The sequence below is a fragment of the Desulfobulbus sp. genome, assembly GCF_030824455.1.
In the GTDB taxonomy this organism is placed as follows: Bacteria; Desulfobacterota; Desulfobulbia; order Desulfobulbales; family Desulfobulbaceae; genus Desulfobulbus.
Genome location: NZ_JAVBXR010000124.1, coordinates 124,372 through 139,065, shown reverse-complemented (window position 1 = coordinate 139,065; position 14,694 = coordinate 124,372). Strand labels below are relative to the sequence as shown.

Here is a 14,694-nt window from a genome sequence, read left to right as displayed (position 1 = left end):
TCGCAACGAAGGGGGGGGGGATGAAGGCGGCGACACGTATGACGAGTACGACAAGCACGCCTTTTTTACCAATCTCTCCCATGGATTCAATGCAAACTGGCGGTCCAGCCTTGGTTTGAATTACACCCGAGGTCTATACGACGACGAAGAAACCGTTTCTGGTTCATCTGCAGCCGGCAGCACGCCGGATTTGGATGAATACGGCGGGAATGTTGGCGTTGATTATATTCTCAGCCAAAGAGATTTTTTCCCGGTGAAATATTCTCTTTCGGAAACGCAGTATGACGGCGACACCCGTCGGGACACCCAGGCGCATGAATGGTCTGCCGGTTGGGATCATGCCTTTGATCAGCAGACGCGTGTGACGGTGGGCGCCGGCCCCTCCTATGTGAAAACCCAGGGGTTGGACGGATCGTGGGGGTATAATGCCTATCTTACCTTCATGAAGCAGTATGAGCACCTCTCCTACTCGCTGCAGTTGGATAAACGGTATGAAACTCAGAACTTCAGCGGCACCGATGAGTCTGGCCTGACCGACACCTACAACGCCAGCGCCAATCTAGCCTACCAGTACACCGAAGCGCTCGGGTTGAATCTTTTTGGGCGGTATACTCGAGAATCACAGATTGACCCCCAGGGCGACTATCGTGACGCCGTCACCGGCGTTCTGACGGAAAGCACTACAGGCGACGTTACTTACGACAAAGACATCTATCAAGCTGGTCTTGGGTTGAAATACGACTTCGCTCGCTGGTACACGGCTGGCGTAAAATATGTATATTATGTGTCCGACGGTCAATTGGACAGCGATCAGTACACTGACCATCGCGTGTTGTTCACCTTGAGCGCCTCAAAAGAACTCTGGCGCTGGTAATTTTGGCTTACCCTCAGAGCACCTGTTTTCTTTCTCGTTCCAACCGTGCTGTAGAAATTTTGAGAGTCCTCACCTCGTGTTCGGAATGACAAAAATAGAAAACTTTCCCCCACGCCACCCAATCGTTATCGCGAACCTTTCTGAAACAGCACTGTCTTGACGGTTCGGAAAATAATCAGCAGGTCGATGAAAAACGACTGGTGCTTGATGTAATACAGATCGTATTCCAGCTTGCGAAGGGCGTCTTCTTCCGAGGCGCCATACGGATAGCACACCTGGGCCCATCCCGTGATTCCCGGTTTCGCTGAGTGCCGGAGCGAGTAATAAGGCAGCTTCTGCACCAACTGATCCACAAAAATAGGCCGCTCCGGGCGCGGGCCGACAAAACTCATCTGCCCGCGAATGACGTTCCAAATCTGGGGGATTTCATCAATGCGCACTTTCCTGATGAATCCGCCTATCCGGGTCGCCCGGTTATCGTTTTGACAGGCCCAAACGGCCCCGTCTTTTTCCGCGTCCTGTCGCATGCTGCGAAATTTAATGATGGAAAAGACATCGCCTCGCTCTCCCACACGTTCCTGCCGGTAGAAAACCGGACCGGGCGATTCAAGCTTGATGAGGATCGCTGTAATCAACGTCACCGGTAAACTGAGGCTGAGGCCTATAAATGCCAAGGCAAGATCGAGTATCCGTTTGACCAGATAGGTCATGCGGCCGCAATCAAATCCCTCCGAGAAAATCAGCCACGCAGGATTGACCTTTTCCACCAGAATTTTCCCGGTGATGGCCTCATAAAAAGAGATGCCGTCTTCAATGATCCGACCGCGCAGTTTGCTGGTGAGCAAATCGGCAATGGGCATGGTCCCCCTTCGGTCATCCAAGGCGACAACGATCCTCTCGATCCCAGACAATCGCGGGTTGCCGTGAAGATCAGCCAGGCTTGCCGCCACTGGAATGTCGCCGTGGTCAAAGATGGGGGCGGTTGTTCCAATCAATGCTCCGATGACGAACCCAGATTCTCTGTTGTTTTTAATTTCCATGGCTATTTTTGCCGCAGTCTCGCCGGTTCCAACAAGAATGATTTCCTTGGCAAAGAGTTTTCGCTCCAAAACAAGATAGTAGAGTGAGCGCCAAATAAGCAGGCTTGCGCAAATGATAAGGTAGCAACTCCAGAAAATGGAAGTCGAAATGATGATAGAGGGGAACAGCGTGTAGATGAGTGCCAGGAGGATGCATCCAACGCCAAAGGCTTGCATCATTCGGATAAAGGTGTCAGCTGTGGTCCCCGGTTTGCGCAGGTCGTAGAGATCGTAAAAATAGAGGGAGAGTTGAAAAACCAGGGTGACCGTGATAGCCCTGAGTGTGTATTCAGACGGATCTATGAGGAAAATTTTCCAGCTGGAAAAAAGAACGAGAATTCCGAGCACGCTGATAAAAATGAGCAGGCCCTCGCCCAAAAAAAACAGAATTTTACGAACAGGATAATATTTATTGAAAAATGTCGGCATAGTTTTTGTTGGGATAAACGTGAAGGGGATGGGGTGACAATGTAGTATTAAACACAGGCTGTTTCTTGAAGTCAAGGTTGGTTCGGCGGAGTCTTTGACGTCTAGATTTTTCCAAGTGATGAGGCAGGGGAAAAGCGGCTCCTCGTCGTTTTGTTTGGATTTGATTTTCCGAGGGATCAAACCTACACGGAACGGTAAAAATAACAATAAAACAGCTTGTTGTGTCAAAGTGGCTGCAAGTATAGCGAAAGGACCAATTCCCCAGGAGGCGGCCCTCTGCGCATTGTAAGAACAGAGAGATAGATAGCGCCGCTGAGATATTGCGCATTGAGCGGCATCATAATCTCTGCCCATGCAGCCAGCCATTTCCTGGCAAATTCCACTCGAAATGTTGAGGAGCCGGAAAAACACGCTGGCAATTATTTATTTTGACCCGTCCCATCGCGGCATGTAACATGAAGTGTCGCAGTCCTCATGTTCGTTTGCGGCACGATCACGCTGCATGTAATCGTCTCTAGAACTGACCGGAAGTTTATAATTTGATGGATGGGAGATGCATGGACCATACTACGTGTGCCACAAGCAAAACGATTTCGCCTTATCGAGTGCTTTTGGTGCTCTTCCTGCTCGGAAGTACATTTGTTCTCCTGCAGGGCGTCTCAGGAACACTCAGGACGCCGATCAAGCAAACGCTCGGCAAATTCCCCACGATGCTGGCGGATTGGAAAGCGCTTTCCAGTCGCGAGTCCACGGAAGCGGTGGTCAAGATGCTCGGCGTGGACGATTACATCGAATACAATTATGCGGATTCAACCGGGCGGGCTGTTAATTTTTATACGGCCTTCTACGAGTCGGTGGGCACTGGCGGCGGCTATCATTCACCGAAGAACTGCATTCCCGGCGGCGGTTGGGGCATTGACGCGGTGACAACCGTGGAGATTCAACCCAAGGGACGGGTCTCTGTCACCGTGAGCGAGATGATTATTCGCAATCGCAACGAATACCAAGTGGTGTTCTACTGGTATCAGAACCGAGGTCGGATCATTTATTCGGAATATTGGGAAAAAATTTATCTGGTGCGGGATGCGATTCTCATGAAACGGCGCGACGGCGCCTTTGTCCGCCTCATAGCCCCCGCACCCGGCGGCGACATCCAGCAAGCGGAGAAGACCCTGCAGCAATTTGCAGGTCTGGCTATCTCTGAATTGGACAATTTCCTCCCTGGAAAATAAACCCATGCAACCTTCATTGGCTTCGCCTCGTCTCTTTCCTGTCAACCTTGCATGCCTTCTCGTCCTTTTGGCGGCGTTACTCGGGTTGTACTACCCGGTTTTAGTTGCTATGGCCCATGATTGGTCCACCAACGACAACTATTCCCATGGTTTTTTTATCCCTCTGATCAGCGGATACATGGTGTTTGCCATGAAAGATGAATTGCGGAACATTTCCCTGAGACCAGCTAACTGGGGGCTATTCCTGCTGCTAGCGGGGGTGGGGCAATTATATATAGCGCGGGTTGGATCGGAATATTTTTTGCAAAGAACCTCGCTTATCCTTGTGTTGCTGGGGATGGTCATTTTCCTTTTGGGCAAAGCGATGACGCGCAAACTGCTGTTGCCAATAGCCTACCTCCTGTTCATGGTGCCTCTTCCCGCCATTATATGGAACAAGATAGCCTTTCCTATGCAGCTTTTCTCCAGCGCCGTTACCGAGGTGGTCGTCCGGTTAATTGGCATCCCCATATTTCGCGAAGGCAATGTTTTACATCTGGCTCAAACCACTTTAGAAGTTGTTGACGCCTGCTCCGGGTTGCGTTCCTTGACCACTATGTTTGCCCTCAGCGCAGCCCTTGCCTGGTTCAGTGACGCTACAGCCTGGAAGAAATGGGTCCTTTTCTTGGCCGCGGCCCCTATCGCCATCTTTGCCAATATCGTTCGGCTCACCGGAACAGCAGGCCTCGCCAGCGTTTACGGGGAGAAAGTAGCGCAGGGCTTTCTCCATGAATTCTCAGGGCTTTTTACCTTTGTGTTTGGTTTGATGCTGCTGGTTTTGGTGAATAAATTTCTTCAAAGCCAGCGTTAAACGATCCATTCATAATTTGTGGTCTTTGCGATCTTAGCTAAAGCGATCTGCTGTGAGCCGCAAGGGTCTAACTGCTGAACCTTTTTCTTTTTTGTATACAGTTCCTTTATGGACCCAATCTGCAACTACCTCACCATTGATGTGGAAGACTATTTCCAGGTTTCCGCCTTTGAGGATATTGTTCATCCTAAAGATTGGGGCGGAATGGAACAACGGGTGGTGCGCAATACTGATATAATTCTCACGGTACTCTCCGAAAATTCCGTTAAGGCTACTTTTTTCATTGTAGGCTGGATTGCCGATAAATTTCCGTCTCTTGTTAAAGAAATCCATAATCAGGGTCACGTTATCGGTTGCCACAGTTACTGGCATCGTAAAGTGTACGACCTCGGGCGGGAAGAGTTCCGCGCCGACACGTTGAAGGCTAAAACGGTCCTTGAAGATATCTTAGGAGAACCTGTTCTCGGTTACCGTGCCCCTAGCTATTCGATAACCGCTAATTCTCTCTGGGCGCTCGATATTCTTAAAGATCTTGGTTTTGTCTACGACTCATCTGTTTTTCCTGTTTACCACGACACTTACGGTATTCCGGATGCGCCGAGATTTGCCTATCTACACGCCAACGGCTTGCGCGAATACCCTATTTCGACCTCACTTATTTGCGGACGAAATGTGCCGGTTTCGGGGGGGGGATATTTTCGCCTATTTCCTTACTGGTTTACCCGATTTGCTTTGCAAGCAATTAATCGCAAAGAGAAACAACCTTTTGTTTTTTACCTTCACCCTTGGGAGATAGATCCTGACCAGCCGAGATTTCACCGCGCAAAAATTTTTTCAAAATTTCGACATTATAATCAGTTGAAGCAAACCCGCGCCCGTTTTGAAAAGCTGTTGAAAGACTTTTCATTTTCACCTTTGCCTGTGCCAGCACCGCCGGCTTCATCAATTGAAAAGTGCTAAGGATTTAGGCCTCAAATGCGTATTTTAGTAGTTGATGAAGAGATCCCCTTTCCACTCAATTCGGGGAAGAGGCTGCGGACCTTCAATTTGCTGAAACCGTTAGCGGAGCGTCATGAAATCACGCTTATTTGCCGGCAGCATGAGCATCTTGAGGATAACAGTTCTCTGGGATTAGAAGAGGCGGGTATCCACGTAGAGGTGGTTCCTGATCCGATAAGAAAAAAACAAGGAGTGGAATTTTACTTGGCTCTGCTTGCCAATCTTTTTTCTCGCTATCCTTATACGGTAAGCAGCCATCATTCTCCTTTGCTTGTCCTGCGTATCGCAAATTTGTTAGAGCGTAATCGATTTGATCTTATTCATTGTGAATGGACGCCGTATGCTATCAATTTGCGGCAGTGGTTGGGAACAATGCCAACCATTGTTGACGCGCATAATATTGAAGCCATGATCTGGCATAGAAATTTCCAGATAGAGCAAAACATTTTCAAAAAGGCGTATATCTATCTGCAATGGCAGAAAATGAAAGCTTTCGAGCATCAATTTTTTCCGAAATTTACCCGATGTGTCGCCGTCTCGGAGCAGGATGCAAAAATCATCACTCGAATGGTGCCGAAAAGTCAGGTGGATGTGGTCGCTAATGGTGTGGATGTTGATTATTTTAGCAGGGAGGCTTCTTGTCGCCAACCCGCTCAACTGAACCAAACATTGGTGTTCACTGGGTCGCTGGATTGGCGGCCCAATGTGGACGGGCTTCTTTTCTTTTTAGCTCAAGTGTTCCCTCTGGTTAAAAAAAAGTATCCCCAAAGCCGGCTGATCATTGTTGGGCGTAACCCTATGCCGGCATTGCAGGCTAAGGTGGCCGGAATGTCCGATGTTGCCCTGACCGGGACGGTTGAAGATGTGCGTCCTTTCATGGAACAAGCCGCTGTATATATTGTGCCTCTTCGGGTGGGTGGGGGCTCCCGGCTCAAGATTCTTGAGGCTCTTTCCATGCAGATGCCGGTAGTCTCAACCACCATCGGCGCTGAAGGACTTGATGTCACCCCGGGCAAAGATATACTTATCGCAGACACTCCAGAGGCTTTTGCCATTGCGGTGGGCGCTGTTTTGGATGATGTCAAAAAGGCGAATGATCTCGGTAGGCAAGGACGGATCTTGGTGGAAGCGCAGTACCAATGGCATGTGCTGGCCGACCGGCTTGAAGCGAATTGGCTGCAAGCGGCGGAAGAGGCCCAACGGAAAGCATGAAGCCTTTAATTTTCCATGTCCGTGCCAGTAATTTTTTTGGTGGTCCTGAGAGACAAATCATAGGCCACATTCAGGCTTCGAAGGAATTCGATCATCTCGTTGTAACTTTTCAGGAAGGCGGCACGGATAATGAGTTCCAGAAAGTTTGCATCGGCCAAGGAGTGGCTGTCGCCACCATCAAAACCACCCATTCCTACCAATGGTCTTCTGTGCAGCAATTGCGAGCCTGCATCCTTGAAAAGCGGCCTGCGATCATTTGCTGTCACGGCTATAAGCCTCTGGCCTTGAGTCTTCTCGCCAAGAGAAGCGAGCCTATGCCAATAATCGCTTTTTCTCGTGGTCACACTTCAGAAAATTTGAAGATACGCGTCTTCGAATACATTGAACGAAAACTATATAACTGTGCGGATACGATCATAGCCGTCTCGCAAGGCTACGCTGAAGCGCTCAAACGACATGGCATCAAGCCTGAACGAATTCAGGTGGTGCTCAATGCGGTGCAAATCGATAAATTCTTACCCTTTATCGAAAAAAAGACTCCAATTCGGAAAAAGCTCGGTTTTGTCGAAGAGGATTTTCTGATTGCGTCAGCCGGCCGATTGAGCCCGGAAAAGGCACAGGCAGATTTGATCGCAGCTTTTTCTCAGCTTTGTCAACAGTACGGTCATATCCACCTGGTGCTTTGTGGTGATGGGCCGCTGCGGGAATCGCTTGAGCGAAAAGCGGCTGACGCAGGGTGTCGGAATGTGCATTTTTTAGGACACAGGACCGACCTTGATTCCTTAATGCCTATTTTTGATTTGTTTGTGTTGCCGTCGTTAACCGAAGGCTTGCCGAACGTTCTACTCGAAGCAGCCTCCTGCCATGTGCCTATCGTGGCGACACGTGTAGGCGGGATTCCGGAAATTGTATCAGATGGTGAAAGTGGTCTTCTGGTTGACCCCGGTAATATTCCTCAACTTGTTCAGGCTATTGAACACTGTGTCACCAACCATGAGTCGACAAGCCATCTCGCCCGTGCGGCATATCGGGTGATTGAAACCAAATATGGTTTCACTGAACAGGCGCGTAAGCTTGAAAACCTTTACCGCCAGATGCTGGTCCAGGGGCAACCATGATTGACCCTCAGCGGCTGCCCTTTGTCACCATTGTTATGCCTGTATACAATGAGGCCCGTTTTATCGGGCAGACATTGCAACAACTGCTGACTCAGGAGTGTCCGGCAAGCCAGTTTGAAATCTTGGTCGTTGACGGCATGTCCTTTGACGGCACCAGGCAGATCGTTGAAAGTCTGGCGCAGGAGCACCCTCATCTTCATCTGCTCGACAACCCCAAACGTAAATCGAGCTCGGGTCGCAACATCGGATTCAAACGAGGGCAGGGGGATTACTTCCTTGTTGTGGATGGACACTGCTTTATCCCGAATAACAAACTGCTGGCCCATGTGGTCGAATGTTTCACCACAAGCGGCGCCGACTGCCTGGGGCGTCCCCAGCCGCTCAATCCACCAGAACTCACCTTCTTCCAGAAGGCGGTTGCCTTGGCGCGAGGCTCCCGATTGGGGCATGGGGGCGATTCCTTGATTTATGGAGAATATGAGGGGTTTGCTAGTCCTGTCAGCAATGGCGCGGCCTATGCCCGGCATGTCTTCGAAAAAGTGGGTTATGTGGATGAGCAGTTCGATGCCTGTGAGGATGTCGAATTCAACTACCGTGTCGAGCAGGCCGGGTTAACCTGCTACACGAGTCCGAGTCTCACGATTCAATATTATCCTCGTGAGAATATGCGCGGGCTCTTCCGCCAGATGGTTCGTTATGGGAAGGGACGGTTCCATTTTATAAAAAAACACAAAGAAGCGCTGACGATCAATCAACTTATCCCTCCCGGTTTTGTGATTGGTCTGTTGCTGTTGATGCTTGCCGTCGTTACTGGTTGGTTTGGTTATGCGGCTATATGGGCGCTCGGTTTTCTCTATATTCTATATCTCATTGCCATTACCCTTGAATCTCTTCGGGTTGGCATTCATAACGGGTTTGAGTATTCGGGTTATCTTCCAGGTGTTTTTATAGCGGTTCACTTTGGTCTTGGGTGGGGATTTTTGAGTCAATTATATCTAACCTTTGTAGGCAGAATGTTGCGAAACTAACTCATAAGAATAAAGCCTGCATGCATTCCATGTTGCTGCTAGCCAACCGGAAGGATGGTGAACGTATAATGATGCGCGGTATCTTGATATTGTGGCCATGAATTATACTCGTCATTTTTATCTCCAGTCTCAACTTCCCTCCAAGTTATCTCCTGTCCGTCACTGCTTTAGGCAGATTACTATTAAGCAATGCACATGTTGCTACATTGTCGGTTTTACGCGCATTTTTTAATTTCGGTTGATTTCATAGAGGTGGATTAAATGAATTTAATGAGAATTAAATTGAAAATTGAAAACCACATACTGACTAATCAACGTTATTTGGCTTTGTTGACAAGTTTTATAGTTAATTTTGTAGGAATAATTCCAATTATTTTTTTTAAGATAAAGATTTATGACTCGTATTTGCGGTTCAATTTCAATGCTAAAAAGGCTCCCGTCATATTGAAGAGAGTCGTAGAATTATCAAAAAAATCAGTTCGAGCTTCCATTGAAAATGAAACAGAGCAAACCTTGATACGGTCTATTGTTCTGAAAAAATATATATCTGAAAAAGAGAAGGGGATTGTTCTTGTTTCATTTGAAAATCAACTGGAAAAATTAGCCAACTTGTCAAAATTGAATGATTTTGAAAAGGAGTATCAGGTTATTTTTCTTCCAAGCTGGCAACCTTTTTATAGTACTGCGTTCTATACATTTCTCAGCAGAGTTAAAGAGCCATTTTGGATTATGCCTTCTTCTGCAAGAGACATGAAATTGTGTGAAACCGTAGGGCCGTTGTGTCTGCCTTTGCCCTTTCAGGCTTCGAGCTGGGTTGATGGCGATAAATATACGGATTCTCAAGGGAATAAGGATATCGACATAATCATGCTTGCTAATTTCAGTAAGTATAAAAGGCATTGGCTGTTATTCGAGGCGCTCGCTGAGTTAAGCGAAAACCTAAAGGTGGTCATTGCCGGGAGGCCTCTAGGTGACAGAAATAGGGAGTCTTTAATTTTAGAGGCCAAGAATTTTGGCGTTGCAGATAGAATATGTATTATCGAGAATCCTTCTAATGAAGAAATTAGAGATTTGTTGGGTCGTTCTAAGATGTTTTGTGCTCTTAGCCATAAGGAAGGGTCCTATATTGCAGTGGTTGAATCTATGTTCGCAGGGGCGCCTGTCATCATGTATGAAAATGCAATCATAGGTTCGAAAGATTTTGTAAACTTAAAAACCGGTCTTTTGGTTGGTGAAAAAGAGAAGTTGTCTGGAAAAATTAGATATTTACTCGAAAATTACGGTAAATTTGATACCCAAAAATGGGCAAAGTCGAATATATCTGCAAGGATTAACAGTAAAAAACTCAATTTGCTCCTTAGGGAAAACAGTCTTTTGGTGGGAAATCAATGGACGCATGATGTTACTCCTTTTTATTGTGAGAATTTCAATTTTTATTTTTATGATAAGACTCATCATGATGAAGATGAGTGTCAATCAATAAAAAGACGGTTCAATATTGATATAAAAATTAATTGAAAAATTATTATTCAGTCGTTCGTGGAAATTTAACCGATTTTTCATTTGCAATCTGTGATAATTGCTATTGTGAATTCATTGAACCCTTCGCAAGGAAGAACCAAATTTGGGCCGGTGTAGATGGGTTTTATATCAAAACAGATATGGAGGTCTTCCCAAGGGGAAGTCGATGAGCATTTTATGGATAGCGATTCACGGATAAAAATTTGTTTTGTCATTGACGCTATTGAATCCCCGACTGCTGGTACGGAAAAGCAACTTCTATTACTGATCAATAAGTTGGATCGGACCTGCTTCAAGCCGTATCTCTGTGTGTTAAGGTCATCGAGTTGGGTGGAAAATGAATTGGCTGATTGTTGTTTATATAAAATTGGCTTCACGTCATTCGGGCGAATATCAGCTTGGTGGGCTATCTTTAGGTTCAGTGCGTTTCTCCGTGCCGAGGGAGTGAACATTGTTCAAGCCCATTTTCGAGACGGCAGTATTGTCGGTATCCTTGCTGCAAGGCTGGCGGGCGTAAAGGCAAGGGTTGGGACCAGGAGAAATCAGGGCTATTGGGTCAACAGTTTTGAACTTGTAGTGCAGCAAATCCTAAATCGATTCACGACGTTGTTTGTGGCCAACTGTGAAAATACAAAAAGTTGGGCGGGGAAAACGGAAGGCATTGTTCCGCAGCGTATAGTCGTCATTCCTAATGGGCTTGAAGTTGCGAATTTCCAGAACTTCTCGGCGATGCAGCGACAGGCCTTCAGAAGACAGTTTGGATTTAACGACAATGCTGTTCTCGTTGGCATTGTGGCCAATTTGCGGCCCGTTAAGGAGGTTGGCGTTTTCATTGAAGCCGCAAGGAAGGTGGTGGGGAAAAATCCGCAGGCGCGTTTCGTCGTTATCGGGGACGGGCCGGAAAGAAATATGCTTGAGGACCTTTGCAGGTATTTAGGTCTTCAGTCTTCAATACATTTTTTAGGGAAACGCTTGGATGTTCCTGAAATTCTGAGCTGTCTGGATATTGGGGTGCTTTCTTCCGGCTCGGAGAGCTTCTCAAACGCCATCTTGGAGTATATGGCAGCAGGGCTGGCGGTCGTTTGTACTGATGTGGGTGGCGCTAGAGAAGCTGTTGACGATGGGCTTAATGGATTTGTCGTTGAGCCCGGTGATTATTGCGCGATGGCGGAACGGATCTCCTTGATTATCGAAAAGGACTTGTTTGCGGATATGGGGCGGCGAGGCAGAGAAAAAGCGGTAGCGCTTTATTCTCACGAGGGGATTGTTGTTCGTTATCAGCAACTTTACAAGGAGATCGCATGATGCGTGTCGCAAAGCTCATGCTTTTCATCGGTTGCCTCGCCCTTACGTCACCGCTGTTTTTTTTGTACAGGCTTACCCGTTCACGCGCACTCTTTGCGGGCCAAGCGCAGTTGCTGGCATTGGCTCCTGGAAAAATAGGTAGTTATCTGCGGGTTGGCTATTACTGCATGACGCTGAAACAATGCTCTCGGTATGGTTATATTGGCTTTGGCTCTTTTTTTGCGCATCCTGAAGCGGAACTAGGTGTGGGCTATTACATCGGATCCTATAATATTATTGGTATGGCAAGAATTGGTAATCATGCGACTATAGCTAGCCATGTTTCCATCTTGAGTGGAAAAAAACAACACGGTTACGGTGAAATTGGTAGGCCGATCCAGGAGCAACCAGGTTTTTTCAAGGTGATCGCTATTGGTGATAACTGCTGGATTGGCAATAATGCTGTTGTTATGGCGGATATCGGTGAGCAGACAGTTGTCGCAGCTGGCAGTGTGGTGGTTTATCCAACAGACGGATTTGAAGTTGTAGCGGGAAATCCTGCAAAAGTTCTGAATAAGATTACGGATCCACTGAATAATAATGAAAAATTTTAAAAAAATATTTAGTTTCGCGGTCATTTTTCTCGTTTTTTGTGTTTGTTCTCTTGTGACGTACAAGATCGTACGGTGGAAAATGTACATTTGGCTTCCAGATTATATTGCAGGGCAGTTGCGGAGAGCGGATCCTGAGCCAAACTTAATCCACATTATTTTCCTGATGGTTGATCATTATGAACCAGGTCGTGGTGAAAAGGGGGCCAAAATAAATCAAGAATGGCTTGATCGTTATAAAGAGCTTGCGAGTCGCCATAAAGATAGCTACGGCAGGGTGCCGCAACATTCTTGGTTCTATGCCTATGAGCAAAAAAACGAACTGGTTATGCCGGAGCTGGCCCGTGCGGTTCGGGACGGATACGGAGAGATAGAGTTTCATTGGCACCATGGCAACGGCAACAATGCGGAATTCCCGGCAAAGTTGGCAGAAGGCGTTGCCTGGTTCAACCAATACGGGGCCATGATTGATGCTCAAGGCAAGAAGTCGTTTGCTTTCATTCATGGTGATTGGTCGTTAGACAATTCTGGGGGGCGAGAATTTTGTGGTGTGACGCGTGAGTTGGAAATTTTGAAATCACTTGGGTGTTATGGCGATTTCACTTTTCCGGCTTTTGGTAATATTGCTCAACCGCGTAAAGTTAATAGTATTTATTATGCAAGTGACGACGATCAAAGCAAATCGTATGATACGGGTATTGAGGCAAGGGTTGGAGTTCATAATGATAAAGACCTTATGGTATTTGAAGGTCCGATAACGATTAAGGATTATGGTGCTATTGAAATTGATCCATTTCCAGGCCATGGTGATATTGATAGTTTGATAAAAGCTAATGTTCACGTATCTGGACGCCCTGAATGGGTTTTTGTTAAAACATTTACTCATGGTGTTCAAAGCAAGAAAATATTTTTTAATACTGTTGTTGATGATATTTTTTCTTATTTGGAGATGAAATATAAAAATAATAAATATAAATTGCATTATGTGACAGCCAGAGAGGCTTATAATATAGTTTCAGCTGCTGAGGACGGTATGGGTGGCGATCCCAATTCGTATCTAAATTATAAGATTAATAAGCCTGTTTCTGCTTTAATTGATTAATTGTAATTAAAAATTTGAGTGAAATAGTTTTTATTTTATATGCTTCAAGATAAAATTAGGGGTACTGTCCCCTCCGCATTAGTCATGGTCTGTTTGTACATATTCCTTCTCACAGAAAGGCCCTGGGAATCGATTAGGTATTTAGAGGGAGTTCCAATAGAACGAATATTTGCTACAGTAATGATTTTGGTTTCATTGTTGTCCGGCAAGCTTTTAATTGTAACTTCTTCAACGAATAAGTGGGTGTATTCGCTTTTGTGTTTGCATTTTTTATTGATTCCATTTTCATTTAACAGTGAATTCACTTTGGATCAAAATTACGAATACGCAAAGACTGTTTTGGTTTATTTGTTAATGCTTGCTGTAGCTGATGACGAGTTTTCGCTGCAACTGCTCATAAAAGCTTTTGTCTTTTCGATGATGTTCTACATGCTGCACTCACTCTGGGAGTATCATAACGGACGGCATGAATATCGTCAGGGTATCGCCAGGATGATAGGGGTAGACGAAACTCATAACGATCCCAACGCCTTTGGTGCCAGTGTCGTGCTTTCGCTGCCCTTTGTCTACGTGCTGCTGTGTTCCGAAGCGAAATCCTTCATGCGAAAGTTATACTTTAGTTATTTTGCCCTAGCTATCCTCTGCGTCATTTTGACTGGTTCGCGCTCTGCATCTATCGCTTTTGTTTTTCTTGTTCTGCTTTGGGGTGGTTCGCAGAAGGGCAGTAAAAAGAAATGGTTGATCTTACTCGTGTTATTTTCGCTGGGTGCCGTCTGGACTGTCATGCCTGTAGATAAGCGAGAACGAATCAGAACCATTTGGGATACAGACGCCGGCCCCAAAGTTGCTTCCGATTCGGCTAAGGGGAGATTATTTGGCTGGCAGGTCAGTTGGGAAATGTTCAAACAGAAACCCTTTACTGGTGTCGGGCCTGGTGGGAAAAACTTTATAGGGTACCGAATGGCCCATAATGTTGATGCTGTTGTCGGAACTGTTCCTTCACCCCACCAATCTCACAACTTGTATGGTCAGGTGCTTGCTGAATTTGGCCTCCCTGGCGCCCTTCTTTTTGTCGGGCTGATCTTTGCTACCTGGAAAAATAGTAGGAGGGCTCTAAGAATACTGGGCGCTTATTCTCGAGAAGAAGGATTATTTCTTTGTTCACTGGCAAGGGCTATTATGGCGAGTTTGTTACTGTTGCTGCTTCTGGGGTTAGCTGGGCATAATTTTTATCGTACGTTGTGGTTATGGTTGGCGGCGTGGTCTGGCAGTTTGGTCTGTATTGCTGAAGTGAAAATTGTGTGCAAGCCTAGAGCAATTCCTTTGTCGACACAAGTCCATTGAGATGAGAATTT

The 14,694-nt window shown here is 46.4% G+C and carries 13 protein-coding genes; 12 read left to right on the top strand and 1 reads right to left on the bottom strand.

Annotation, left to right across the window (positions count from 1 at the left end):
• A partial coding sequence (locus RCH93_RS17505) for a hypothetical protein (RefSeq protein WP_306549725.1) occupies positions 1-874 on the top strand: 874 nt, incomplete at its 5' end.
• 125 nt (positions 875-999) lie between these two features.
• On the opposite strand, the gene RCH93_RS17500 is transcribed toward RCH93_RS17505, so the two are convergent.
• Positions 1,000-2,736: a TIGR03013 family XrtA/PEP-CTERM system glycosyltransferase gene (locus tag RCH93_RS17500; RefSeq protein ID WP_306549724.1), complete on the bottom strand. Its 1,737-nt coding sequence runs from the start codon at positions 2,734-2,736 to the stop codon at positions 1,000-1,002.
• A gap of 260 nt (positions 2,737-2,996) precedes the next feature.
• Between RCH93_RS17500 and RCH93_RS17495 the strand changes: the two genes are divergently transcribed.
• The 11 genes from RCH93_RS17495 to RCH93_RS17445 all read left to right on the top strand — a co-directional run bounded on the left by RCH93_RS17495 (position 2,997) and on the right by RCH93_RS17445 (position 14,683).
• Positions 2,997-3,614 (top strand): exosortase C-terminal domain/associated protein EpsI, encoded by a 618-nt coding sequence (locus RCH93_RS17495; protein WP_306549723.1) that lies wholly within the window; start codon positions 2,997-2,999, stop codon positions 3,612-3,614.
• 4 nt (positions 3,615-3,618) lie between these two features.
• Entirely contained in the window at positions 3,619-4,464 is an 846-nt protein-coding gene (gene xrtA, locus RCH93_RS17490) for an exosortase A (protein ID WP_306549722.1), read from the top strand.
• 108 nt (positions 4,465-4,572) lie between these two features.
• Complete coding sequence (locus RCH93_RS17485; protein ID WP_306549721.1) at positions 4,573-5,424, top strand: XrtA system polysaccharide deacetylase; 852 nt, start codon at positions 4,573-4,575, stop codon at positions 5,422-5,424.
• A 15-nt stretch (positions 5,425-5,439) separates the two neighbouring features.
• Positions 5,440-6,675 (top strand): glycosyltransferase family 4 protein, encoded by a 1,236-nt coding sequence (locus tag RCH93_RS17480; protein ID WP_306549720.1) that lies wholly within the window; start codon positions 5,440-5,442, stop codon positions 6,673-6,675.
• Positions 6,672-7,793: a glycosyltransferase family 4 protein gene (locus tag RCH93_RS17475; protein ID WP_306549719.1), complete on the top strand. Its 1,122-nt coding sequence runs from the start codon at positions 6,672-6,674 to the stop codon at positions 7,791-7,793. The genes RCH93_RS17480 and RCH93_RS17475 overlap by 4 nt, the downstream gene beginning before the upstream one ends.
• A complete protein-coding gene (locus tag RCH93_RS17470) occupies positions 7,790-8,821 on the top strand; it encodes a glycosyltransferase family 2 protein (RefSeq protein ID WP_306549718.1) in 1,032 nt (343 codons plus the stop codon). Before RCH93_RS17475 ends, RCH93_RS17470 begins: the two co-directional genes overlap by 4 nt.
• Before the next feature lie 261 nt (positions 8,822-9,082).
• Positions 9,083-10,339, top strand: coding sequence for a glycosyltransferase (locus RCH93_RS17465; RefSeq protein WP_306549717.1), 1,257 nt, complete (start codon positions 9,083-9,085; stop codon positions 10,337-10,339).
• 180 nt (positions 10,340-10,519) lie between these two features.
• On the top strand, positions 10,520-11,647 hold the full coding sequence (locus RCH93_RS17460; protein WP_306549716.1) for a glycosyltransferase: 1,128 nt from the start codon (positions 10,520-10,522) through the stop codon (positions 11,645-11,647).
• The gene (locus RCH93_RS17455; protein ID WP_306549715.1) at positions 11,644-12,240 is read left to right on the top strand and encodes an acyltransferase; all 597 of its coding nucleotides are present in this window, start codon (positions 11,644-11,646) and stop codon (positions 12,238-12,240) included. Before RCH93_RS17460 ends, RCH93_RS17455 begins: the two co-directional genes overlap by 4 nt.
• Positions 12,227-13,339, top strand: coding sequence for a hypothetical protein (locus RCH93_RS17450; protein ID WP_306549714.1), 1,113 nt, complete (start codon positions 12,227-12,229; stop codon positions 13,337-13,339). Before RCH93_RS17455 ends, RCH93_RS17450 begins: the two co-directional genes overlap by 14 nt.
• A 180-nt stretch (positions 13,340-13,519) precedes the next feature.
• Complete coding sequence (locus tag RCH93_RS17445) at positions 13,520-14,683, top strand: O-antigen ligase (RefSeq protein WP_306549713.1); 1,164 nt, start codon at positions 13,520-13,522, stop codon at positions 14,681-14,683.
• Positions 14,684-14,694: the final 11 nt, after the last annotated feature.

Bases quoted from the DNA above. Each gene is read 5' to 3' on its own strand.
- RCH93_RS17500 (WP_306549724.1), bottom strand. From the start codon at position 2,736: ATGGGCAGAGATTATGATGCCGCTCAATGCGCAATATCTCAGCGGCGC.
- RCH93_RS17460 (WP_306549716.1), top strand. From the start codon at position 10,520: ATGGATAGCGATTCACGGATAAAAATTTGTTTTGTCATTGACGCTATT.
- xrtA (WP_306549722.1), top strand. From the start codon at position 3,619: ATGCAACCTTCATTGGCTTCGCCTCGTCTCTTTCCTGTCAACCTTGCA.
- RCH93_RS17450 (WP_306549714.1), top strand. From the start codon at position 12,227: ATGAAAAATTTTAAAAAAATATTTAGTTTCGCGGTCATTTTTCTCGTT.
- RCH93_RS17480 (WP_306549720.1), top strand. From the start codon at position 5,440: ATGCGTATTTTAGTAGTTGATGAAGAGATCCCCTTTCCACTCAATTCG.
- RCH93_RS17470 (WP_306549718.1), top strand. From the start codon at position 7,790: ATGATTGACCCTCAGCGGCTGCCCTTTGTCACCATTGTTATGCCTGTA.
- RCH93_RS17445 (WP_306549713.1), top strand. From the start codon at position 13,520: ATGATTTTGGTTTCATTGTTGTCCGGCAAGCTTTTAATTGTAACTTCT.
- RCH93_RS17465 (WP_306549717.1), top strand. From the start codon at position 9,083: ATGAATTTAATGAGAATTAAATTGAAAATTGAAAACCACATACTGACT.
- RCH93_RS17485 (WP_306549721.1), top strand. From the start codon at position 4,573: ATGGACCCAATCTGCAACTACCTCACCATTGATGTGGAAGACTATTTC.
- RCH93_RS17475 (WP_306549719.1), top strand. From the start codon at position 6,672: ATGAAGCCTTTAATTTTCCATGTCCGTGCCAGTAATTTTTTTGGTGGT.
- RCH93_RS17455 (WP_306549715.1), top strand. From the start codon at position 11,644: ATGATGCGTGTCGCAAAGCTCATGCTTTTCATCGGTTGCCTCGCCCTT.